The sequence below is a fragment of the Bifidobacterium mellis genome, assembly GCF_000967265.1.
Classification (GTDB): Bacteria; Actinomycetota; Actinomycetes; order Actinomycetales; family Bifidobacteriaceae; genus Bombiscardovia; species Bombiscardovia mellis.
Genome location: NZ_KQ033885.1, coordinates 1,040,629 through 1,060,287 on the forward strand (window position 1 = coordinate 1,040,629; position 19,659 = coordinate 1,060,287).

Sequence of the window (19,659 nt, forward strand, 5' to 3'; positions counted from 1 at the left end):
TTGAAGAAGGGCCTGAGACGTGATCTCCATTGTCCGAAAAAGGCTTGCCTGTGCCGTAAACTGGCTTCTGATGAAATCTAGCAGATGGCATCAAGCCGATAAGGAGTCGGTCATTCTGATCAAGAGCTGGCTCCATGAAAAGGGTTCCGACACCTCGATCACTGACCTGGCGGAACTCTTAGGCTTTTCTGCCGCAAAAATGTACAGCATCATGCACCTGACCGGCGTGCCGCTGACCATCGCGGAATTCGCCATCGTATGCAAGCACTTCGGCAAGGATCCAACCGAGCAGTGCATGAACATCTTCGACAAATGCGGGTACGACCTGAATCCGGAGCATGCAACCCTGCTGAAGGAGGCCTCCGGCGGCCGGCGCCTCGGCCAGCGCATACAGGAAGCCCTAACCGCCTACCTGCGGGAAACCGATCATCAACAGGAAGAGACCCACTCCCCCGCGACCGAGCGGATAAGAAGGCATAGCCGGAAGAAATGACTTTTTTCCGCAGGCCGCGCACACCGCGGCGGCGGGACATGACGTTTCTGGCGTATATTTGCAGGCAGGTAAGAATTACCACCGTCCGACAATCCTCGGACGGGGTCCAGACTCGAAAAGCTTCACGTCGCAAAAGTACCCAAAACTCGAGCGTCAAAGCTTTACAACACAGCGGCACAGACTTCGGCAATCGACGACAAACGGATGCGACCTGTTGCAAAAGCAATACCAAGGGGCAGTACACATCGCAACGGAGAACGACGCGACTGACCAGCCGACCGGTGAACAATGGCAGCAGCTCAATGCACAGAACCGGGTCTACATCATGCGCAATCCCAGCGGAGGCGATTATAAAGCGTTCAGACGCCCGCTCGATGCCGTCAGCGCCATGCAAATCCAAGTCACCGAGGACTTGAGTGCTAAGGACCGGTTTGCGCGCCACGCAGACTTCCTGACCATCTCGCAGGAAAGCTACATCTCCTGGAGTAGGGACGAATGCGGCAACAGTCCGTCGCGAACCAACACCCGAGCACCTGCAAAGACAAATCGTCAACGAGAACAACGAAAGATCGTCATGTGAAGGAAGCACAAGCGTCTCCCAGGCGGCGGGAGCCGTTCATCGCGGCCCAAGGGCTTCCCCCGTCCGCGTCACCAAATGTTGCGCCCCCTTGAAGCCATCAAATGTTTAATTTTTAATGTAAAACATAAATATTTTACCTCAATGATTCCGGGCCCGCGTAAGAGCAGAACACCGAACCTTTAGGCAGGGTAAACATTCTAGCTGCATATGATATATGAAAAGGTTTAATTTAAACATTACACAGTAAGCATGCTAACCTTAAACAGGCGTGCTGTCCGAAGGACTCGGAAGGAGCGATGATTGCAAACGTCATAGCCTGGGCCAACACCAAGGGAGGCGTCGGCAAGACCACCAGCATCACGCTCACCGCCGGCACCAGAAGGAACCGAATATGCCAACCTCTACATTGAACGTAACGAGTCTTATTTCTGGCTACGAGGCCTATGCCTTTCCCGCAGAACTCGCGCTTACGGATTTGATACCACTCCGGCGCTCTCGCCAATCCCGTCGATTTTCTCCTTCGTTACTGCCTCTTCAGCTGAGTGCGTTCAGATCGGCGTTGGGGCTTTGACGACGACTCTTACAGCTGAATGATAGAAGTGGTCAACACTTCAGCGGCCAGAAAATAAGCACCAGGAACTTTGAAAGGAAAAGCCATGAGCTTGACGAATGACAACAATCCGAGGGTTGAAGTCACAATGATATTTGCTGACTGCGAAGACCCGATGGCTACTGCAGTGGAATGGGCTCAAAGCATCGCTACATCTAGGGGAATAGATCCCAGCAAGGATCAAGTTGTGTTCATCCGTGAACTCAGGCATGCGGAGCCGAGTCTAAGTCTGAAATCAGCCGTGTATCTTGCCCAGATGACAGCGCGAGCTTACCGAACTGAAGGCAACACAGATGGTACAGGCATCAAGAGTCTGCCTGACACCAATTGCAATATTCCGTGAGCCCTTCCAGTCCCAATCAAGCGAACTGGACATATAGGTATGCCTCAAAGTCATCCAATTGACTACATATCGAGCCCATCGTGATTGGGACCGTTTTGTTCGGGTATATCTTCTCCCCCAATAAGATAATGCTTCTCGCTTTCTCAGCTATTTTATGGAGATGAGCCATCTGTCTCACTGTCCGGGGGTAACACCAGTGCGGCCATAACTCTAGTTTTGATGATGCTAATGGCGCTTCCCGGAACACTTGTTGGATTGCGGAAGATCTCGGTTAGACCTGGCCTAGACCGCTGCGCTAACCTTGCCCATCACATTAATCAGAGGCGATACAGCGCTCTACAATTACGCAACAAAAGCCATTGAATCATCATGTGTCTTTCCTGCAGCATTGATCTCATCAGCAATTATGCTGACTTTTTTGTTTTCTGCGGATACTGCATGGCTAAGCCGTTCGGTATGCTGTCAAAGAACACACAAGCCACCGACCCTAGTGGCCGCAAGCGTGTCAGCGACGCAGATGTTGGTGTTACTGGAACAGCGAGCGCCTCTGAACTCACTACAACTGCACAGAAGCCAATGATTGAACAGGTTCCAACTAGAGAAGATTTCCCCCAATGTGCTGTTGGGAATAATTGGAATTTGACTCCGTAATACGGCAGTGTTTCAGCTGATTTATGCTCTGAGTATTTGCAATTCCGGCAACGACTAACACCGAAAATGCTCGCATTCGCCAACTTTACTTATAATTAAAGAGTATCGAATGAAACCAGGAAGAGAAGCGGAGCGGTTTCGACCTTTTATTTATAGATATCTGGATTGGTAATATCATCGTTAGCGGTGTTGAAGGGGTGATATTTACACTGATCTTTCTCGTTGTAACAATTTTTTGGAAAACCGCGCATACTCGTTCAACAATGCACGCGACTACCCAGCTGGTACTCGTATTCCTTATCGGTTCCCTGGAAACCCTGAATATTTTCATTCAATCGAAAAACAGAACACAGAAAGTCCTTCAGGGCCAGCAGTGTCATTGGGATACGTAATTATTACACTGGTTATCACTCTCTCCTATCGCAATCTTTATGCTCGGGTGGGGGCCATCTTCATGGCTCTTAATTCTTGTGTTCATTACCGGAAGCTTAGCCAGCGAATTACTATTCCCAGCACCGACAGCTTCCAAAAAGAGGAAACGATATTTGCGGGTAAAAATACCGTTTATCATTCTTGACTGTTTAGTCAAATAATGCTATCTTGACGAGCATGAGTCGCAAGAGAAGTTTCGATGATGATGAGGTACTTGCCCGTGCCCGCGAGGTTTTCCTGGAGCATGGCTATGAGGGCACGTCGATTGATGCTCTCGTCAAGGCCACGGGTCTGCTCCGAGGCAGTCTCTACGGTGCCTTCGGCAGCAAGCGTGGCATGTTCGTAGCTGCGCTGCATGATGCAACGGATTCGGAGTCGCGCGATTCAGGAGTGCTCAATCTGGTATTGGTGGCACTCATGGAGCTGTCAGACCATGATACTGAGGTTCGCAGGCTGGTCAGGGATTACCTTGCGAAGCTGTCCTGCTCGGGATCGGGAGATACCAATGCTGTGACCGCTGATGTCGCCACGCTCCTTGGCGAGACGCTGCTGCAGCGTGCACATATTCGGTTGCAGTCTGATGATGAAAGAAGATAAGTCATGAACAACAAGGTGGCAATTGTCGGGCGGACGCTGGAAGTTGAACCGCAGGGCTTGGATAAGATGTGGTCGTTCAAAGGGAAACTGGTGGTGCCGCTCGAGCATGTTCTCGGCGCCAGCGAGGATCCGGGCATTCTTGATGATGCCAAAGGCCTGCGTGCGCCCGGCCTTCATGTTCCCGGTAAATGGGCCGGCACATACATTGAGCATGGGGAAAAGACATTCTGGAATGTCACCAGACCGGAAAGTCCCATCGTCATCCAACTCAAGGACGAGCACTATGACCGGCTGGTGCTCGGGGTGGAGCAACCCCGCGAGCTGGTCAACCAGATCAATGTGGCCATTACAAAGCAGTAAACAATAAATTGCCGGACCTGAGCTCTTTTATCGACTATCGACATTTAATGGCCCAAGAACAAAATAGGTGGGCCGACAAGTCATATGACCATATGGTCTTTGACGTATTGCCGTATGATTTGTCGGCCCAGATGCTCACTCCCACTCGATGGTTGCCGGAGGCTTGGAGGTGCAGTCCAGGACCACGCGGTTGATGCCCGGGCACTCGTTGGTAATGCGCGTGGAGATGGTGGCCAGCACGTCATAGGGCAGACGCGTCCAGTCAGCGGTCATGGCATCCTCGGAGGAGACCGGACGCAGCACGATCGGCGAACCATAGGTACGCTCGTCGCCCTGCACACCTACTGAATGCACATTGGCCAGCAACACCACCGGGCACTGCCAGATCTGCCGATCCAGCCCGGCCTTGGACAACTCTTCGCGGGCGATGGCGTCGGCCTCACGCAGGGTCTCCAAACGTTCCTGGGTGATCTCGCCGATGATGCGGATGCCCAGACCGGGGCCCGGGAAGGGCTGACGCCAGACGATCTGGTCAGGCAGGCCCAGTTCGGTGCCGATGGCCCGGACCTCATCCTTGAAGAGGGTGCGCAGGGGCTCGATCAGCTTGAACTTGACATCCTTGGGCAGACCGCCCACGTTGTGGTGGGATTTGATATTGGCCGCTCCGTCTCCGCCGCCGGACTCGACTACGTCCGGGTAGAGCGTGCCCTGCACCAGGAACTTGACTTCCTTGCCAGTCTTGCCGGCTTTCTCGATCACCTGCCGCTGGGCCTTTTCAAAGGTGCGGATGAACTTCTCGCCGATGATCTTGCGCTTGCGTTCGGGCTCGGAAACGCCCTTGAGGGCCGTCAGGAAGTCCTGCGAGGCATCCACGGCAATCAGCTTGATACCCGTGGCGGCAACAAAATCATGCTTGACCTGCTCGGCCTCCCCCTTACGCAGCAGACCATGATCCACGAAGACGCAGGTCAGCTGGTCGCCGACGGCCCTGTGGACCAGAGCGGCCGCCACGGCTGAATCGACGCCGCCCGACAGGCCGCAGATGACCTGGTCGTCACCCACCGTGCGACGGATCTTCTCCACCTGCTGCTCGATGATGCCCGAGGCGTTCCAATCCGACGGCAGTCCGGCGCACTGATGCAGGAAGCGGTCGATCAGGTCCTGCCCCAGAGGGGTGTTGGTGACCTCGGGATGCCACTGGACCCCGTACAGCCCCCGGGAAGGATCCTGCATGGCCGCCACCGGAGCACCCTCGGTATGCGCCAGAACCTCAAAGCCTTCGGGCGCACGGTTGACGGCGACGCCATGGCTCATCCACACATCCTGCCGCGCGGGAGAATCCTGCAGTATTCCCTTGGCGCTGTCGATGAAGGCCTCGGTCTTGCCGTACTCCCCCAGGGCCGCCTTGTCCACCTCGCCGCCCAGCTCATGGGCCATGACCTGGAAGCCGTAGCAGATGCCCAGCACGGGCACCCCCGCCTCGAAAATCCTCTTGTCGATGGTCGGCGCCCCGTCCACGTAGACAGAGGCCGGTCCACCGGAGAGGATGACCGCCTTTGGATCCTTGGCCAGCATCTGATCCAGGCTCATCGAATGAGGTACCAGCTCGGAGTAGACCCCCGCCTCCCTGACTCGACGAGCGATCAGCTGGGCGTACTGCGCACCGAAATCGACCACCAGGACGGGACCCTGTGCCATAAGACTCCTTATATATATGTATGCTGTATCTGCCACGGATGTCCGAAAGCGATGATTCAACGCTCGCGGACAAGTCCAGTATGGTTGCAGTTTTCGACAATGCTACCGTCATTGAGCCCTCATCGGCACCCCCGGCGGAAATTCATGTCTGCAAGCAGACAATTCCCTCGCATTTTCTCACAAGAGCGAACACACACTGCAAGAAAACGTTCAGAAAAGTCTGCTCGTTCACGTACCATGTAGGCATTGGGTACGAACCCGACGGATGCCTGAAATGACACCGTACGAGCCCGTAACCGAGGTAAATAAACAATCGCACTATAGTGCAGGAGTACACATGACGAATCCTGTTATCGGCACCCCTTGGGCGAAGCTGGAGACCCCAATCGCCGAGGAGACCCTCGAGGCCGTCGACAAGTATTGGCGGGCGGCCAACTATCTTTCCATCGGACAGATTTATCTTCGCAGCAACCCCCTGATGAAGGAGCCCTTCACTCGGGAGGATGTCAAGCATCGTCTGGTCGGCCACTGGGGCACCACCCCCGGCCTGAACTTCCTGCTGGGCCATATCAACCGTCTGATCGCCGACCATCAGCAGAACACCGTAATCATCATGGGCCCCGGCCACGGCGGCCCCGCCGGCACCTCGCAGTCCTACCTGGACGGCACCTACAGCGAGTACTACCCCAAGATCACCAACGATGAGGCCGGCCTGCAGAAGTTCTTCCGCCAGTTCTCCTACCCGGGCGGCATCCCCTCCCACTTCGCGCCTGAGACCCCCGGGTCCATCCACGAGGGCGGCGAGCTGGGCTATGCCCTCTCCCACGCCTACGGCGCCATCATGAACAACCCCAGCCTCTTCGTGCCCTGCATCGTGGGTGACGGCGAGGCCGAGACCGGCCCTCTGGCCACCGGCTGGCAGTCCAACAAGCTGGTCAACCCCCGCACCGACGGCATCGTCCTGCCCATTCTGCACCTGAACGGCTACAAGATCGCCAACCCGACCATCCTCTCGCGCATCTCCGACGAGGAGCTGCATGAGTACTTCCATGGCATGGGCTATGAGCCCTTCGAGTTCGTTGCAGGGTTCGACGACGAGGACCATCTGTCCATCCACCGCCGCTTCGCCGACATGCTGGAGACCGTCTTCGACAAGATCTGCGACATCAAGGCCCGGGCCGAAACCGACGACATGACCCGTCCCTTCTACCCCATGATCATCTTCCGCACCCCCAAGGGCTGGACCTGCCCCAAGTTCATCGACGGCAAGAAGACCGAGGGATCCTGGCGCGCCCACCAGGTGCCGCTGACCTCCGCCCGCGACACCGAGGCCCACTTCCAGATCCTCAAGAACTGGCTGGCCTCCTACAAGCCCGAGGAGCTCTTCGACGAGAAGGGCACCCTGCGTCCCGAGGTCACCAGCTTCATGCCCAAGGGCGACCTGCGCATCGGCGAGAACCCCAACGCCAACGGCGGGCGTCTGCTCAAGCCGCTGGAGCTGCCCGACATCCACGACTACGAGATCGACATCAAGAAGCACGGCCATGGCTGGGGCGCCACCGAGGCCACCCGCGTCCTGGGCTACTACACCCGCGACGTACTGGCTAAGAACCCCACCGACTTCCGCATCTTCGGACCTGACGAGACGGCCTCCAACCGTCTGGCCGCCGCCTATGAGGTGACCAACAAGCAGTGGGATGCCGACTACCTGTCGGAGCTGACCGACGAGCACATGGCCCACACCGGCCAGGTCATCGAACAGCTCTCCGAGCACCAGATGGAAGGCTTCCTGGAGGGCTACCTGCTGACCGGGCGCCACGGCATCTGGAGCTCCTACGAGTCCTTCGTGCACGTCATCGACTCCATGATCAACCAGCACGCCAAGTGGCTGGAGGCCACCGTCCGCGAGATCCCGTGGCGCAAGCCCATCGCCGGACTGAACCTCCTGGTCACCTCGCACGTCTGGCGTCAGGACCACAACGGGTTCTCCCACCAGGATCCCGGCTTCGTCGACATCCTGCTGAACAAGAACTTCAACAACGATCATGTGGTCAACATCTACTTCCCCGCCGATGCCAACATGCTGCTGAACGTGGGCGAGCGTTGCTACAAGTCGACCAACTGCATCAACGCCATCTTCGCCGGCAAGCAGCCCGCCGCCACCTACCAGAGCGTGGACGAGGCCGCCGCCGAGTTGGAGAAGGGGGCCGCCCGCTGGGATTGGGCCTCCAACGCCAAGAATGCCGAGGATGCTGATGTCGTCATCGCCACCGCAGGCGACATCCCCACCCAGGAGGCCCTGGCCGCCGACGACATGCTGCAGAAGCTGGGCGTGAAGGTCCAGTTCGTCAACGTGGTCGACCTGTTGAAGATCCAGGACACCGAGGAGAACGATCAGGCCCTGTCCGACGAGGAGTTCACCGAGCTCTTCAGCAAGGACAAGCCGGTCCTGTTCGCCTTCCACGCCTACCCCGGCTCCATCTACCGCCTGATCCACGGACGTCCCAACCACGACAACTTCTCCGTGCACGGCTACGAGGAGCAGGGCTCCACCACCACGCCGTTCGACATGGTGCGCGTCAACAACATGGATCGTTGGTGCCTGGCCGCCTCCGCCCTGAAGCTGGTGGATGCCGGCAAGTACGCCGACCAGATCGACAAGTGGACCAAGTTCCGCGACGAGGCCTTCCAGTTCGCCGTGGACAAGGGCTACGACCACCCCGATTACACCGATTGGGTCTGGCCCGATGCCAACCGCGCCGGACAGGAGACCATCTCCGCCACCGCCGCGACCGCCGGAGACAACGAGTGATACGCTGATCCGACCCTGAAACCGCCCGTCATGCGCAGCCCGCATGGCGGGCGGTTTCTGTATACTGGACAAGGTTGTGAACAAAGCAGTCATCAAGGCAACCAATTCCGGACAGGAGAAGACACAGTGAGTCTTGCAAGCATCACCATCATCAGCCCCGAAGCCGCCAACGGCCGCAACGTCGTGGCCTACGGCCTGACCAAGGCCTTGAGCGCCAAAGCCAAAACGGCCGTATTCAGACCAATCGCCTGCAGGAAGCACCCATTGACCCCGGAACTGGTTGCAGCCAGTTCATTCCCGGACATGGATCCGGAAATCTGCCGCGGCAAGTGCCCCTGTCACGCTACTGAGGACCCCATGCAGACCCGGGCCGATGTCCTCAACGCCTATGACGAGCTGGTGGATGCCGCCCATCCCGAGCGTGTCCTGGTTGTGGGTAGCGATGCCTCAAAGCTCTTCGACCCCGGCCTGTTTGCTCTCAATGCACAGATCGCCGCCGACCTGAGGTCCCCGGTCATGCTGGCCGTCTGCACTATCGGCAGGGAACCCGGCCAGGTCATGAAGACCGTGGCTGCCTGCCGTCGGACCATCGAGGCCCAGGGAGCTGTGCTTGCCGGAGTCTTCATCACCGGATGCCAGCCTGAACAGAAGGCGCCTCTCAACCAGGCCTTCCAGGAGTATGATCTGCCGACCTGGACCGTCTCCAAGATGGACTTCGACACGGATCCGTCCGCCGATCAGGCCCGCCAGGCCACCAGCCAGACATTCCAGCAGGAGGTGGACGTCGACCAGGTGCTGAAGGCCGCCGACGCCGCCAGCCCCAAGGCCACCACGCCTGTAGCATTCCAGAACGATCTGCTGGCCAAGGCCAAGGCCGACAAGAAGACCATCGTCCTACCGGAGGGCGGCGAGGACCGCATCATCAAGGCGGCCGACTACCTGCTGACCCGCAACATCGTCGACCTGATCATCGTGGGCGACAAGGATTCCATTCTGGCGCGTGGCAAGGAGCTTGGCCTCAACCACCTGGACAAGGCCTCCTTCCAGCCCATGGACGACGAGCAGGTGCTGGCGCCCATGGTCGATCGCCTCTGCCAGCTGCGTGCCAAGAAGGGCATGACCCCGGAGCAGGCACGCAAGCAACTGGCGGATCCTTCATACTTCGGCACCATGCTGGTCGTGCTGGGCAAGGCCGACGGCCTGGTGTCCGGCTCCATCAACTCCACAGCCAACACGGTCCGCCCAGCCCTGCAGGTGATCAAGACCAAGCCGGGCGCCTCGCTGGTCTCCGGAGCCTTCCTCATGTGCTTCCCCGACCATGTGGCGGTCTTCGCGGATTGTGCCATCAATCTCAACCCATCGTCCGAGCAGCTGGCCGACATCGCCATCCAGTCGGCTCAAACGGCCCGCTCCTTCGGCGTGGACCCGCGCGTGGGTATGCTCTCCTACTCCACCCTGGGATCAGGCAAGGGCCCGGATGTGGACCTGGTCGAAGAGGCCACCCGCCTGGCCAAGGAGAAGGCGCCGGACCTGCCCATCGTGGGCCCCATCCAGTTCGACGCGGCCTGGTCCCCCACTGTGGCAGCCACCAAGGCCAAGGGCGATCCGGTTGCCGGAAAGGTCAACGTCTTCGTCTTCCCCAGCCTGAGCGCCGGCAACATCGGCTACAAGGCCGTACAGCGAACCTCGGGCGCCCTGGCCATCGGACCGGTCCTGCAGGGTCTGAACAAGCCGGTCAACGACCTTTCCCGCGGCGCCCTGGTGGCCGACATCATCAACACCGTGGCCCTGACCGCCGTCGAGGCCCAGGACTGATCAGCGTCCCTGAAACGTCCCTATAAACCTCAGGGGCTGTTGCTGGTTCATATCTCCAAAATGGATCCAGCAGCAGCCCCAAAACCATGTCAGCCTGGCGATATACCGCGCCTTGTAAGGGCCGACGAGTAATCTTGAAGACTGATTGAGGAGCGCAGGCTTCTATACAAGCACATCAGGAGGATGCCCCAATGGCGAAAACCGTCCTAGTCATCAATTCGGGTTCGAGCTCGATCAAGTACCAGTTGGTCGATCTGGAGACCAGCCAGAGCCTGGCCTCGGGTCTGGTCGAGAAGATCGGCGAGCCCACCGACGGCCACTACAAGCACGAGGTCAGCGGCGAGAAGCATGAGCTTGAGGAGCCCATCCACGATCATGAGGTCGGGCTCAAGCGTGTCCTGGGCTTCTTCAAGGAGTATGGCCCTGATCTGGACAAGGCCGGCATCATCGCCGTAGGCCACCGTGTCGTCCAGGGTGGAGCCATCTTCCCCAAGCCCGCCCTCCTGACCAAGAAGACCCTGAGCCAGGTCAAGGATCTGGCCGTGTTGGCCCCCCTGCACAATGGACCCGAGGCTGAGGGCGCCGAGGTCATGAGCCGGCTGATGCCGCAGACCCCCCAGGTCTTCGTCTTCGACTCCTCCTTCTTCTTCGAACTGCCCAAGAAGGCCTCCACCTATGCCCTCAACAAGGACATCGCCAAGCAGTACCACATCCGTCGCTACGGCGCCCACGGAACCAGCCATCAGTATGTGGGCCAGCTGGTTCCCGGCCTGCTGGGCAAGCCTGCGGAAGGTCTGCGGCAGATCGTCCTACACATCGGCAACGGGGCTTCCGCTTCGGCGCAGGTTTCCGGACATCCCGTCGAGACCTCCATGGGCCTGACCCCTCTGGAGGGCCTGGTCATGGGCGGCCGTACCGGCGACATCGACCCTGCCGTTGTCTTCCACCTGATCCGCAACGCCCACATGAGCGTGGATGAGCTGGACACCCTCTTCAACAAGCGTTCCGGCATGACCGGCCTGACCGGCCATGGCGACATGCGCGAGGTCCATAAGCTGATCGCCGAGGGCGATGAGGACGCCAAGCTGGCCCTGGACATCTACATCCACCGCATTGTCGGCTACATCGGCAATTACACGGCCCAGATGGGCGGCCTGGATGCCATCACCTTCACGGCCGGCGTGGGTGAGAACGATGAAATCGTGCGCCGCCGGGTCATCGAGCAGTTGGAGCCCTTCGGCGTGAAGCTGGACCAGGAGAAGAACGACCAGCGCTCCAAGGAGGCCCGGATCATTTCCACCCCCGACAGCACGGTCGCCGTCTGCGTCATCCCCACCAACGAGGAGCTCTCCATCGCGCGTCAGGCCGAGGTCGTCGCCAGCCAGGGCGACGCCTACGGCAACAAGTTCCAGGCCTGACCGCTGACCCGACCTGTTCTATCATCTCAATCCGATTGTTGGTTGAATGATGGATGTTTGAGGCCCAGGTTTGGTCCTAAGGATTTGGTCTTAAGAACCAAATAGGCCGGTGACCACATACTGTGGTTGCCGGCCTTCTTCTATATGTCAGTCGCCCAGGGCCTCCAAGGCCTCCTTGTGCAGAAGACCATTGCTGGCAAGACCATTGCCTCCCCAGGGACCCGGGTTGCCTGCCAGGTCGGTGAAGCTGCCCCCTGCCTCGGTCACGATGGGAACCAGGGCACCCATGTCGTAGAGGTCCAGTTCCGGCTCGGCCGCCAGGTCGATGGCCCCCTGGGCCAGGAGCATGTACTGCCAGAAGTCGCCGAAACCACGCAGGCGCCAGATCCGATCGGTCAGGTCCAGAAGCCGCTCCCGTCGGCCTATGGCCTTCCAGCCGGTCAGTGATGACAAGGACATGGAGGCGTCTTCCATCCGGTCCACTCCTGATACGTGGATGGCCTTGGGGGCCTCGCCCTGGCGCGCCATGTAGGCTCCCTGACCCTGAGCAGCGTACCAGCGGGTGCCCAGCATGGGGGCCGATACCGCACCGACCACCATCTGATGGTCTGCCTCCAAGCCGATCAGGGTCGCCCATACCGGGACCCCGCGCACATAGTTCTTGGTCCCGTCAATGGGATCGATGATCCACCGCCTGCCGTTGGACTCCTGCTTTCCCAGCTCCTCGGCGTAGATGGTATCGTTCGGCCTAGCCCGGGCCAGCACGCGACGGATCACCGCCTCCGCCTCCCTGTCAGCCTGGGTGACCGGAGTATTGTCCGCCTTGCGTTCCACGTGAAGATTCGGCGACTTGAAGTAACCCACGGTGACCTGATCGGCCTGATCGGCCATGGCGATGGCCAGATCCAGATCCTCCTGCCAGGTCTGCCTTTCATCCTCGATGCTCATAACACGGTTCCTTTCGCTTGAATCGCTCTGGTTCAGCCTTGAACCTCGCCTGCCAGCATTCGCTTCCACATACCCGGGAAGTCAGGCATGGTCTTGGCCGTGGTACCGATGTTGCGCACCCGGATGCCGGGTATCTTAAGACCAATCATGGCGGCGAAAGTAGCCATGCGATGGTCGGCATAGGTCTCCATGACGGCCCCGTGCATACGCTGAGTCGGCACAGGCTCAATGGCCAGGCCATCATCCAGTTCGCGGGCTCGACCTCCTATTCTGGTGATTTCCGTGGCCAGCGCCTTCAGCCGGTTGGTCTCATGACCACGCAGGTGGCCGATGCCATGCAGGCGACTGGGCCCGTCCGCAAAAACCAGGATGGCTGCAATAGATGGCACAATCTCCCCCGCGGGAGACAGATCGAAGTCGCCAAGTCCATGGATGGCTTCCCCGCTGGTCACCCTACAGGTGGCGCTACCCTGACCGTCGGGAACCATGTCTACCTTCGCGCCCATGGTCTCCAAATACTTGGGCAGCAAGCCGCCTGGCTGTGTTGTCCGATCTGGCCAGTTGGGCACGCTGACTTGTCCGCCACCTATCAGGGCCGCTCCCAGGAAGGGGGCCGCATTCGACAGGTCGGGCTCCACCTGGATCTGATCAGGCAGCTGCGTCCCAGCAGATCCCCTGCCTTCAACACTCCACCTGCAACGGTCGGGATTGGCCTGAACCTGGACTCCGGCCTGACGCAGATCCTCAACAGTCATGGCGATGTGCGGAAGACTGGGAAGATGCTGGCCAGAGTGAACGAAGGTCATAGTGCCCTCAGCCCTGGCAGCCAAGAGCAGGAGGCCGGAAATGAACTGCGAGGATGCCGAGGAGTCTATGGTCACCTCCCTGCCTACCAGGCGGTCCGGCGGTGTGAGCGCAAAGGGCAGGAAGCCCTCCTGGCCCAGGTACTCGATCCTGGCTCCCAGCCGGGTCAGCCCCTCCAGCAGAGGTCTCATGGGGCGGCGATAGGCCTGCTCGTCCCCGTCGAAGTGGGTGGGACCATCAGCCAGCATGGCCAGGCCCGGCACAAAGCGCATGACGGTTCCGGCCAATCCGCAGTCCACGCGAGCGCCACCCCGGAATCGCCCGCCTGCCGGTGGAATGACGGTCACATTCGTAGCGTTGTTCGGGTCAATCCGACAGTCCACACCAAGAGCCTCCAGGGCCCCGATCATCAGGTCCGTATCACGCGACCTGAGCAGACCGGTCAGCCTGACGGGGCGGCTTCCCAGGGCCGCCAGAATCAGATACCTATTCGAGAGGGACTTGCTTCCCGGTATGGTCACCGTTGCATCCAAGGGGCCACCCGCCTGCGGTGCCTCCCATGTCTCTTCCGCTGTCATGGTAACCATGGTAACCGCAGGCGCAGAGCTGTTCCCACTCCCTGTTCACCCGCCAAGGGTCCAGCAGGGACCTGGCCCTGTGCTATATTGATACATTGTGCTCATACGTTGATGCTTATGAGCGCCGGGCTATAGCGCAGCTTGGTAGCGCGCCTGCTTTGGGTGCAGGATGTCGCCGGTTCAAATCCGGCTAGCCCGACTTTTGCCTTCGTCCCATGTCGGGAGTCGGATCCTTGGCATTCATGCCCAGCAATCCTGTAAGGAGAATCGTCAGAGCTAGAAGGCCCGTCAGACTCGCATAAATCGACATGGTGATGGCGATGCCGACCAGATTTCCCAGCGTTAGAAAAATCATCTGCCCCAGAGGCGCCCCTATCATCATGACAGTCTGTACCACTCCCATGGTTGCAGCCAGGTGGTCCTCACCCACTGTGCTGATGAGCATGGTCATGAACCGAGGGTTGATCTTGCCCAAAAGATAGTTCATGACCAGGAGCGGGAGGAACAGCAGGGCAGGAATGTGCAGCCATACCAGGTTGATCCCTACCATGGCGGCTGCGGCCATGACTCCGGTCAGCAAATGGGCCATGGGCAGCCGCCTGAGCGGATCTGCGGCAAGGAGTGCGCCAAGGATAAGTCCCAGCGAGGAGATGCCGTTGATTACGGCTATGGTTGTGCCGTAGCTTCCCCACCAGACCTCGGGCATGGAAATCAGCCCCAGATTGAGCAGGGGCTGCAGAGCCGTCCCCAGAAGGTTGACCAGACAGCCGAAGCCCACCATCAGGACCAGGAAGGTAGAGCTGCGGAACTCACCCAAGGCCATACGGAGGCTGGAGGACAGGCCCACATGCTTGCCCACAGGTGAACCATTGCCTGCGACCTCCGCCCTGGCGAATGCCTTATAGCCAATAGCCACCAAAATTCCCGCCAGCAGAAAGGTGGCAGCATTGATCAGCGCGAATACAGCGAATCTGTTGCCCAGGATAGCGATCAACACCGCACCTCCGCCTGCACTGATGACAGCCGCGACATTGGATGCAGCGGAGGTGATTGAGGTCGCCTGATGGAGCTGGCCTGGCTGGACCAGGTGTTTGAGGACCGGCATCCACAGACTTCCTGCATATCCCTCCAACATGGAAGATGCCATGTCCATGGCTACCAGCAGCAGAAAGACGGGCAAACTCTTGGACCTGCCGATTGTCATGGCCATAGCCAGGTAAATACACACCTGAATCAGCTTGATCACAACTTGCATCCGTGTCTTGTGCACGGTCCTGTCGGCCAGGTATCCGGTCAGGATGGCCGTCAGGGCTGGAGCCACCCAGGCCATTGAGGCTATGGAAACAGCCAGTCCGGCAAAGGGCATGGTCTGGGCATAGACAATGAAGACGATGTTGAAGAGCTCGCCTCCGACCGTATTCAACAGACTGGCCAGAACCATGGTCACAAAAGGCTTGTTCTTAAGAAGCTCCTGCATGGTCAGCCGTCGATCAGGGCAGTTCGATCTTCATGAGAGTCCGATGAAGCAGCCACCATGCCGGCAGGGAGGCCAGAAAGATGATCAGAAGCAGCAGAGCAGACAGTAGCGGGGATTGGGAGAGCAAGTTGCCCACTACAGCGTCCAGCAGGAGCAGGACCGCGAACATGATGGGCAGCGAACGCTTCCAGAAGCCTATAGAGAGGGCGATGCCAACCAACCCCACCAGTCCGGCAAGGCTGGTAACCAGCATGAGGAGAACCTGTTCGAGCAGACTGCCTGGCGAGCCCGTTCCAAGCGAACCCACAAGACGGTCGATCAGTAGCATGACGGTCAGGGTGATGGCCGTCCCAGCCAAGTAGGAGAGCGCAGTGAAGAGGCCGGCGAAGATTAGCTTGGCCAGCAGGATTCGGCTCCGCGATATGGGGAATGAGAGGGTGAGCGCCAGGTTCCTCCCCGTATAGGGCTCAATGAAGACCAGGTTGCAGAGGGCAGCAGCCACCAGGGAAAAGCCCACCAGAAGGATGACCATGGCCATCTGCAGCACGAAGGCCAGGCTTGACAACCGAGGATCTGACCGTCCGCAAGTGTGGCCAATGGCCAGGAACATGCCTCCGATGGCCAAGGCTGCGGCCACTACTGCCAGCCCTCCGAAGATGCAGGGCCATAGCCTGGTCTTTTTCAGTTCTAATTTCAGCAGCGTCTTCATATCAGCCCTCCATGGCCTTGACCAGGGTTCGCTCGGCGACCTCCTGGCCCTGATTGAGGAGCTCCGGCACGCTGGCCCGCAGGCTGACTCTGCCGTCCGCCACGACCATCACGTTGTCGGCCGTGCGCAACACTTCGGAGAGAATGTGGCTGGAAAAGAGGATTGCACTCCCCTGGGCTGCCAGGCTGCGCAGGCTATCTCGCAGCTGTCCGATGGCCACAGGGTCCAGTCCGTTGAGCGGCTCGTCCAGTAGGTAAAGGTCAGGATGATGGCCCATGCACCTGGCCAGGGCCAGCCTCTGCCTCATGCCCATGGAATACCTGCCGACAGGCGTGACTGAATCCGCAGTCAATCCAACCTTCTCCAAAAGTTGGCTGACCCCGGTGATCTCGGCGGCCCTACGCCCCCCGTCTGCCAGCGCGAGGTAGGCCAGATCAATCTCCAGGTTCTCCCTGGCATTGAGGGACTCGTAGAAGACGGGCCCGTTGATGGACACCCCCATTCTGGCAAGGATGCCCGGGTAGCCTTCGCTGAGAGGCTTGCCCAGAAAGCGGACCCGACCGCCGACGGGCCTTTGCATTCCGGTCAGGATCTTCAAGAGCGTGGACTTGCCGGCCCCGTTGGCACCCAACAAGCCCAGAACCTCGCCCTGCCCCAGGGTCAGGTCCAGTCCGGACAGCACCTCCCTGCCGTCTAACACTTGGACGATACCGTCCGCCTCCAGCACCTTCATGAAACTCCTTTCAAAAATACCACTGGTATGTTTGATGGAAACAAAAACCATACACTCGTTGAGTGCCCGAATCTTGCCAGTAGCCAGAGCACTTTGCCTTAAGAAATCCATCGGCTCTAAGCGATCCCTTGATCCTGATTCAGGTCAGATTCCACTTGCGTGGACTCCCCGCCGGTGGCAGTCAGAGGATTGCTCTTCAGATGCGCATGCAAGTGCACGGCTGCACGAATAACCCGATCATCGATGACCGGCGCCCCGATCCCCTTGAGCATATCGGCCAACAGAGTGAACTTGGAGACCACCTGGTCCCGCGTCATGGTCGAGAACCGGATCCCTATCCACATGTTGAGCAGGATATAGAGCACCTGGGCCAAATCCTCGGGATTGCAAGGGGCGATGGAGCCGTCCTCCACGCCTTCTCGAACGTAGGGGATGATCACGTCCACAATCCTGTCCATGGATTTCAAGTACATCTCCCCCACCATGCGGGGACTCTTCAACAGGGTTCTGGCTGAAAAGGTCACATCGAGACGCGAGTAGGCCGACAGGGAGGCGATCAGCTCGTTGCGCAGTTTTTCCAGACCAGTTTTTCCGGGCCATTGCCCCAGCCAGTCCCCCTGGGATGAGGAGGAAGCCATGCGCTCGGTAACCGCACGGAAAATGGCCGTCTTGGAAGGAAAATGGTAGTAGACCGCCCCCTTGGTCATGCCGCCCAGGCCGTCGACGATGTCCTGGATGCTGGTCCCGTCATATCCCTTTTCCAGGAAGAGCCGCTGGGCCACATCAAGGATCTGATTGCGATGTCCTTCGGGATTCTTCGGCGTGCCCATGCGGTACTCCCCTCCTTGTCAACGCATCGACGTCTGACCATCGTGGCCCGACGATCTCTTCTTACAGGAAGCTATCATACCACTGGTATGTTATGTCTACCTATTCATAGCACTTGCCAACTCGACATTAATCCTTCTGCAGGCGACGGATGGCCTCATGCTGGATGGCCACCACTGCCTTGGCATCGGCGACTCCCGCTGCACAAAGCTCCTGCCAGGAGACCCAGGCCGACTGGATATGCTCGCCCGGGTCGAAGTCGGTGGATCCTTGATGCCAGCGACGCAGATGCATGACCACGATGTGGCCGAGCTCGTCGCTCATCCCCAGAGAGGAATAGACATCGGGAGCAGCATCGATCCAACCGTCCTCCGGATCCAGGTGGCTTTCTAAGCCCGGCGCACCCTCAGGCCCGGGCACCAGACCGGTCTCCTCACGCAGCTCGCGCAGGACGGCCTTGACGGGGCTCTCCCCTGGATCGATGAAGCCGGCCGGCAGGCCGAAGACATAGGCCTGGGCACCCACCCGGTACTCGCGGGTCAGCAGATAGGCATCGGCAGCGCAGTCGTGTACCAGCATGACCACGCAGGGGTCGTGACGGATGAGCTGCCGATCGATAGTTTCCTTGGAACCGTCACGCTTGAACATGGCCACCTGCTGCTGGTCGATAACGAATATCGGGCCGCGAAAGACTTCCCTGTCATCCATCAGCTCTGGAGCGCGGGTCATATCGATGCCCTTGGGCCCCTGACCATCCCGGCCTGCCAGTCTGGCGGCCAATCGTGCCTGCAGATCCTGCGCTTCATCGCTCATGAAATCACTCATCCTCAACCATCAATCCTCAGCCGTCAACGCACCACCATGGTCCAGGGATCGGTGACGATGGACGAAACCTCCACCTGCGGGCGAACACCGGTAGCCGTCTCCAGGGCCCTGGCAATATCCCCCTTGGCGTAGTGGAACCAGAGGCTCTCGATGGCCGAGTGCGGGGTGTTGATCAGCATGGGTCTGGGCTGATTGGGCCGACCGGCCATCCTGGCCTCATAGAGGGCCTGTTGGTAGGCGTCCGTGGCAGGGTGATGGCGCAGATCGCTGGTGATGTAGACGTCGGCCCCCGTGGACCGAACCAGGTCGAACTCGGAGTCCCCCGAGCCGGGCAGCAGGGCGACTGTGGAGACCATGGTATCGTACGGACCGACCGCCTGAACACCCAGAGCCGTCCTGGGCAGGAGGCCCGCCACTGTATGGACCAAATCCTCAAAAGGCGTGGGCTTGGGAAGCCTTCCCCAACGACCCAGGCCTACCTGAATCCCCTGATCGGCATGCAGGTCGCGCCTGGAGACCGGCTGAGGAGCCAGCGGTCTCACCTCCTGCAGATCCAGGGCATCGGCAGCCGCCTGGGCCACACCACGGTAGGCGGCATCAGCGTTGGTATGCCCCACCCAGAGCCCACAGTGACCCTCAACCAGTCTGGTTATCATATCCCCGCGGAAGTCCAGGCCGGAAACCTGGTGGACTGATCTGAAGAAAAGCGGATGATGGGTGATCAGCAGGTCGGCCTTGTGATCCAGAGCCTCCTGAACCACATCAGGCCGAGGGTCCACAGCGCACCAGATCCGTCTGACCGGCCAGGACGGATCCCCCGCCACCAGACCCGGATGATCCCAGTCCTCCGCGTAGTCCAGAGGGTAGAGCCCCTCCAGCAGATCCACCACCTGGCCCAGGAGCACTGAAGGCCCCTGAACCTCATCCTGTCGGTCAGACATGACGATC

19 protein-coding genes and 1 tRNA gene are annotated in these 19,659 nt (G+C 59.3%); 11 read left to right on the top strand and 9 right to left on the bottom strand.

The window, feature by feature from the left end; all coding sequences use genetic code 11:
• Nucleotides 1-19: 19 nt before the first annotated feature.
• The 7 genes from JF70_RS04545 (at nucleotide 20) to JF70_RS04565 (ending at nucleotide 4,066) form a co-directional block, all read left to right on the top strand.
• Nucleotides 20-493 (top strand): hypothetical protein, encoded by a 474-nt coding sequence (locus JF70_RS04545; RefSeq protein ID WP_045935450.1) that lies wholly within the window; start codon nucleotides 20-22, stop codon nucleotides 491-493.
• Between the two features lie 214 nt (nucleotides 494-707).
• Nucleotides 708-1,073 (top strand): hypothetical protein, encoded by a 366-nt coding sequence (locus tag JF70_RS04550; protein ID WP_045935451.1) that lies wholly within the window; start codon nucleotides 708-710, stop codon nucleotides 1,071-1,073.
• Between the two features lie 296 nt (nucleotides 1,074-1,369).
• Nucleotides 1,370-1,483: a ParA family protein gene (locus tag JF70_RS09175; protein ID WP_231578853.1), complete on the top strand. Its 114-nt coding sequence runs from the start codon at nucleotides 1,370-1,372 to the stop codon at nucleotides 1,481-1,483.
• A gap of 246 nt (nucleotides 1,484-1,729) precedes the next feature.
• Nucleotides 1,730-2,026 carry a hypothetical protein gene (locus JF70_RS04555; protein WP_045935452.1) on the top strand — a complete coding sequence of 99 codons (297 nt, stop codon included), beginning with the start codon at nucleotides 1,730-1,732 and terminating at the stop codon, nucleotides 2,024-2,026.
• Nucleotides 2,027-2,912: 886 nt separating this feature from the next.
• On the top strand, nucleotides 2,913-3,254 hold the full coding sequence (locus tag JF70_RS08955) for a hypothetical protein (protein ID WP_156149595.1): 342 nt from the start codon (nucleotides 2,913-2,915) through the stop codon (nucleotides 3,252-3,254).
• A gap of 32 nt (nucleotides 3,255-3,286) precedes the next feature.
• Nucleotides 3,287-3,706 carry a TetR/AcrR family transcriptional regulator gene (locus tag JF70_RS04560; protein WP_045935453.1) on the top strand — a complete coding sequence of 140 codons (420 nt, stop codon included), beginning with the start codon at nucleotides 3,287-3,289 and terminating at the stop codon, nucleotides 3,704-3,706.
• Between the two features lie 3 nt (nucleotides 3,707-3,709).
• On the top strand, nucleotides 3,710-4,066 hold the full coding sequence (locus tag JF70_RS04565; RefSeq protein WP_045935454.1) for a PH domain-containing protein: 357 nt from the start codon (nucleotides 3,710-3,712) through the stop codon (nucleotides 4,064-4,066).
• A gap of 135 nt (nucleotides 4,067-4,201) precedes the next feature.
• On the opposite strand, the gene guaA is transcribed toward JF70_RS04565, so the two are convergent.
• Complete coding sequence (guaA, locus tag JF70_RS04570) at nucleotides 4,202-5,764, bottom strand: glutamine-hydrolyzing GMP synthase (RefSeq protein ID WP_045935455.1); 1,563 nt, start codon at nucleotides 5,762-5,764, stop codon at nucleotides 4,202-4,204.
• Nucleotides 5,765-6,101: 337 nt separating this feature from the next.
• On the opposite strand from guaA, the gene JF70_RS04575 reads away from it, so the two are divergent.
• From JF70_RS04575 to JF70_RS04585, 3 genes are all read left to right on the top strand, one after another.
• A complete protein-coding gene (locus JF70_RS04575) occupies nucleotides 6,102-8,576 on the top strand; it encodes a phosphoketolase (RefSeq protein ID WP_045935456.1) in 2,475 nt (824 codons plus the stop codon).
• Between the two features lie 126 nt (nucleotides 8,577-8,702).
• Nucleotides 8,703-10,391 carry a phosphate acetyltransferase gene (pta, locus tag JF70_RS04580; RefSeq protein WP_045935457.1) on the top strand — a complete coding sequence of 563 codons (1,689 nt, stop codon included), beginning with the start codon at nucleotides 8,703-8,705 and terminating at the stop codon, nucleotides 10,389-10,391.
• Nucleotides 10,392-10,582: 191 nt separating this feature from the next.
• A complete protein-coding gene (locus JF70_RS04585) occupies nucleotides 10,583-11,809 on the top strand; it encodes an acetate/propionate family kinase (RefSeq protein ID WP_045935458.1) in 1,227 nt (408 codons plus the stop codon).
• 147 nt (nucleotides 11,810-11,956) lie between these two features.
• On the opposite strand, the gene hisN is transcribed toward JF70_RS04585, so the two are convergent.
• Both hisN and aroA read right to left on the bottom strand, forming a co-directional pair.
• Nucleotides 11,957-12,757 carry a histidinol-phosphatase gene (hisN, locus tag JF70_RS04590; RefSeq protein ID WP_045935459.1) on the bottom strand — a complete coding sequence of 267 codons (801 nt, stop codon included), beginning with the start codon at nucleotides 12,755-12,757 and terminating at the stop codon, nucleotides 11,957-11,959.
• Between the two features lie 32 nt (nucleotides 12,758-12,789).
• Nucleotides 12,790-14,148 (bottom strand): 3-phosphoshikimate 1-carboxyvinyltransferase, encoded by a 1,359-nt coding sequence (aroA, locus tag JF70_RS04595; RefSeq protein ID WP_156149596.1) that lies wholly within the window; start codon nucleotides 14,146-14,148, stop codon nucleotides 12,790-12,792.
• Nucleotides 14,149-14,264: 116 nt separating this feature from the next.
• On the opposite strand from aroA, the gene JF70_RS04600 reads away from it, so the two are divergent.
• Nucleotides 14,265-14,338 (top strand) — tRNA-Pro (locus JF70_RS04600).
• Here JF70_RS04600 and JF70_RS08745 read toward each other — a convergent pair.
• The 6 genes from JF70_RS08745 to JF70_RS04630 all read right to left on the bottom strand — a co-directional run bounded on the left by JF70_RS08745 (nucleotide 14,330) and on the right by JF70_RS04630 (nucleotide 19,652).
• Nucleotides 14,330-15,616 carry an MFS transporter gene (locus JF70_RS08745; RefSeq protein WP_082069395.1) on the bottom strand — a complete coding sequence of 429 codons (1,287 nt, stop codon included), beginning with the start codon at nucleotides 15,614-15,616 and terminating at the stop codon, nucleotides 14,330-14,332. The genes JF70_RS04600 and JF70_RS08745 overlap by 9 nt on opposite strands.
• A gap of 13 nt (nucleotides 15,617-15,629) precedes the next feature.
• Nucleotides 15,630-16,325 (bottom strand): ABC transporter permease, encoded by a 696-nt coding sequence (locus JF70_RS04610; RefSeq protein WP_045935461.1) that lies wholly within the window; start codon nucleotides 16,323-16,325, stop codon nucleotides 15,630-15,632.
• A 1-nt stretch (nucleotide 16,326) separates the two neighbouring features.
• Nucleotides 16,327-17,058 (bottom strand): ABC transporter ATP-binding protein, encoded by a 732-nt coding sequence (locus JF70_RS04615; protein ID WP_045935462.1) that lies wholly within the window; start codon nucleotides 17,056-17,058, stop codon nucleotides 16,327-16,329.
• Nucleotides 17,059-17,174: 116 nt separating this feature from the next.
• A complete protein-coding gene (locus JF70_RS04620; RefSeq protein ID WP_052690742.1) occupies nucleotides 17,175-17,888 on the bottom strand; it encodes a TetR/AcrR family transcriptional regulator in 714 nt (237 codons plus the stop codon).
• Between the two features lie 127 nt (nucleotides 17,889-18,015).
• Complete coding sequence (locus JF70_RS04625; protein ID WP_082069489.1) at nucleotides 18,016-18,699, bottom strand: NUDIX hydrolase; 684 nt, start codon at nucleotides 18,697-18,699, stop codon at nucleotides 18,016-18,018.
• A 35-nt stretch (nucleotides 18,700-18,734) separates the two neighbouring features.
• Nucleotides 18,735-19,652, bottom strand: a complete 918-nt coding sequence (locus JF70_RS04630; protein ID WP_045935463.1) for a Nif3-like dinuclear metal center hexameric protein — start codon at nucleotides 19,650-19,652, stop codon at nucleotides 18,735-18,737.
• Between the last annotated feature and the right edge of the window lie 7 nt (nucleotides 19,653-19,659).

Excerpts from the sequence above, each read along its gene's own strand:
- JF70_RS09175 (WP_231578853.1), top strand. The coding sequence starts at position 1,370 with ATGATTGCAAACGTCATAGCCTGGGCCAACACCAAGGGAGGCGTCGGC.
- JF70_RS04555 (WP_045935452.1), top strand. The coding sequence starts at position 1,730 with ATGAGCTTGACGAATGACAACAATCCGAGGGTTGAAGTCACAATGATA.
- JF70_RS04560 (WP_045935453.1), top strand. The coding sequence starts at position 3,287 with ATGAGTCGCAAGAGAAGTTTCGATGATGATGAGGTACTTGCCCGTGCC.
- JF70_RS04565 (WP_045935454.1), top strand. The coding sequence starts at position 3,710 with ATGAACAACAAGGTGGCAATTGTCGGGCGGACGCTGGAAGTTGAACCG.
- guaA (WP_045935455.1), bottom strand. The coding sequence starts at position 5,764 with ATGGCACAGGGTCCCGTCCTGGTGGTCGATTTCGGTGCGCAGTACGCC.
- JF70_RS04575 (WP_045935456.1), top strand. The coding sequence starts at position 6,102 with ATGACGAATCCTGTTATCGGCACCCCTTGGGCGAAGCTGGAGACCCCA.
- JF70_RS04585 (WP_045935458.1), top strand. The coding sequence starts at position 10,583 with ATGGCGAAAACCGTCCTAGTCATCAATTCGGGTTCGAGCTCGATCAAG.
- hisN (WP_045935459.1), bottom strand. The coding sequence starts at position 12,757 with ATGAGCATCGAGGATGAAAGGCAGACCTGGCAGGAGGATCTGGATCTG.
- aroA (WP_156149596.1), bottom strand. The coding sequence starts at position 14,148 with ATGGTTACCATGACAGCGGAAGAGACATGGGAGGCACCGCAGGCGGGT.
- JF70_RS08745 (WP_082069395.1), bottom strand. The coding sequence starts at position 15,616 with ATGCAGGAGCTTCTTAAGAACAAGCCTTTTGTGACCATGGTTCTGGCC.
- JF70_RS04610 (WP_045935461.1), bottom strand. The coding sequence starts at position 16,325 with ATGAAGACGCTGCTGAAATTAGAACTGAAAAAGACCAGGCTATGGCCC.
- JF70_RS04615 (WP_045935462.1), bottom strand. The coding sequence starts at position 17,058 with ATGAAGGTGCTGGAGGCGGACGGTATCGTCCAAGTGTTAGACGGCAGG.
- JF70_RS04620 (WP_052690742.1), bottom strand. The coding sequence starts at position 17,888 with ATGGGCACGCCGAAGAATCCCGAAGGACATCGCAATCAGATCCTTGAT.
- JF70_RS04625 (WP_082069489.1), bottom strand. The coding sequence starts at position 18,699 with ATGAGCGATGAAGCGCAGGATCTGCAGGCACGATTGGCCGCCAGACTG.
- JF70_RS04630 (WP_045935463.1), bottom strand. The coding sequence starts at position 19,652 with ATGTCTGACCGACAGGATGAGGTTCAGGGGCCTTCAGTGCTCCTGGGC.